The 2,295-nt window shown below is 32.8% G+C and carries 3 protein-coding genes; all 3 read right to left on the reverse strand.

Features of this window, described 5'->3' with window-relative positions; genetic code table 11:
• Positions 1–247, reverse strand: a 247-nt coding sequence (locus tag B0A67_RS24595) for a hypothetical protein (RefSeq protein ID WP_455423288.1), incomplete at its 3' end; no start/stop codon positions are given.
• A 191-nt stretch (positions 248–438) separates the two neighbouring features.
• Positions 439–1,425 (reverse strand): MobV family relaxase, encoded by a 987-nt coding sequence (mobV, locus tag B0A67_RS24600; protein WP_010891328.1) that lies wholly within the window; start codon positions 1,423–1,425, stop codon positions 439–441.
• A gap of 540 nt (positions 1,426–1,965) precedes the next feature.
• Positions 1,966–2,295: hypothetical protein (locus tag B0A67_RS25100; RefSeq protein WP_455423289.1), on the reverse strand; the 330-nt coding region annotated here is incomplete at its 5' end.

Consider the following 2,295-nt stretch of genomic DNA (forward strand, 5'->3'; position numbering starts at 1 on the left):
AAAATTGAGCCAAATAAATTTTCGTGAATTGCTCTTCATCTACTTCTATTTGTCTAATAAACGAAGTATGACCAACTAACTCTCCATCTGAATTTACAGCTTGTAAAATTGCGCTTTGACTTGTACCTCCTGTACTCTTGTATTTTTTTACAATATTATGCTGAATTTGTTCTACTGCTTCTTTTAAAAACGGATTCTCTTTATGCTTATCATAATTTGATAATTTACTTTCTTTTTTATTACTCATAGTTTAAATTTTACGGCTTAAAATTAGACTGCTAATGTAATAAAAAGAAACTAGTAGTTTCAAAAAACATTAAAAAATTTAAACTAATAGTTTTAACCCTTTGAACTCTCAGTTCAAACCCTTTGAACTAATGGGGTTTGATTATCAGCGACTTACCCCCTTTTACTTCTTAAGTTCTTTATAACCCCTTTTTATCGCGAAAATCCACGTCCTTTATTTTGTCCTTTTTGGACTTCAATTTCACGTTCTTTTTCGATTAAAAGAGTTCTTACTTTTTCCGTTAATTCAGGATTTCGAATAATGTCTTTAAATTCATTGTTGAGGTTTAAATTTTCCTTTCTTAATTCTCTAGTTCTCTCCAGGGCAACCTGTTCTTTTTTTTCAGCTGAAGCTTTTCCCTGGGATGAAAATTTTAAACGTTCTTCGTTTTTTTTAAGTTCGTAATCTTTCATCTTTAAAGCCATATTAGCCGATTTAAGCGACGATTCTAGTTTTAACACACTTTCAGCTGTAAAAACTCCTAAAATGTTTTTTTGCGCTGTTATTTGGCTTAAAACAGCTTCTTTTTCGGCTTCTGCAATTCTCGAATAATAATCTTGGGCGTTTTCGTGGGTGATTCCGGTGTTTTCAATTCCTCGTTGTAAACCGTACTTTTCCATTTCAGCAGCATAGCGAGTTTGAAAATTCTTCATCGATTGTTTGTTGCCAATAATTTCTTTGGCCGACAAACGTCCATCGTTTGTCAAAGGAATCGTTACGGCGTGTAAATGCGGGGTTTTTTCGTCCAAATGAAGTGTAAAACGAACTATATTTTCTTTGCCAAATTCTTTGGCTAAAAATTTATAATTGTCTTGAATCCACTCTTTAGATTTTTCTTTGTCTGCAAAAATCTCTTTCATTTTTTCGTGGCTTCCTGTCAGCACGTGAGTGCAATATTTCACGGCATCTTTCCGAATTGCTTTTTCGCCTTTGTATCCTTCCGAAATTCTTTTCTCAATGGCTTCGTGGAGTGGAATTTTATTTCTCTTTTCGTGAACATCAAAATGAATATTCAAATTTTTACGAGCTGGGTCAGCTTGCAAATATGAATGCTCTTTCCCTTCTGTTCTATCGATGTGATTTCCTATTCCTCCAGAACTAGAATTTCCCTTTTCCATGTGGTAAACTGCGTATGCCATATGCTAAATTTTTTCTCATTTTTTGAACCTCGTAGAGACCACGATTTTACGGAGCGAAGCAAAGTAAAGTCTAGTGTTCTATACCTTATAAAAATCAAAGGTACGGAAATGACGAAAAAAATGCGTGAAAAAATAGGAAATTTGTTTTTAAATTTTATATCTTTGGCTCGTCGGTGAGGAAGATATAAGCTCTGCAGAGGTGCAACTTAAAAGCGCCAAATCCTGACGAACGAAGCAAGGCATCACTAAATTTAGTGATGCTTTCTTTTTTTATATAATATGCTGAATATCAGTGGTTACATTTTTTTATTTTAAATTGTAACCGCCAAAAGCAGAAATGTAATTTTGTAACCTCGATTTTTATAAAAGGTTTTTCTGCAGCTCAAAAACCTTTTATAAAAATGAGGATAGCGAAGCGATATAACATTATAACAATGTAACAATATATCAAACTTGCTTTGTTCTAAAATGCTAAAAAACCTAACAAGTTTTGCCTAAGGCAAAAATATTAGGTTTTCTTCTTTTCCGAACAAAGCAAGTTTATTGGTTTTCGGCTTCAGCTATTGCGTCCAAAATATTTGTTTGAGCTGGGTCAACTTGTTTTATTTTGTTTGATTGCTTTTTTATATAAGTTTTTGCAAACGTTACTCTATCCCCATTAAACGCTACCATTGGATTTATAAAATAATGGCTATCATTTCTACCCCTCGCAATTATATTGTTTTCTACTAAACTAGTAAGACCAATATAAATACTGTTTTTGCCTTTATAGCCTGTGTATTCCATACATTCATCTAGAAAAAACATAAAAGTATCTTGCCTTGGTATTAATTTCGTCATAATATAACCAAAAACCCTTATTGCTTGTGT

The sequence above is a fragment of the Flavobacterium aquidurense genome, assembly GCF_002217195.1.
Lineage (GTDB): Bacteria > Bacteroidota > Bacteroidia > Flavobacteriales > Flavobacteriaceae > Flavobacterium > Flavobacterium frigidimaris.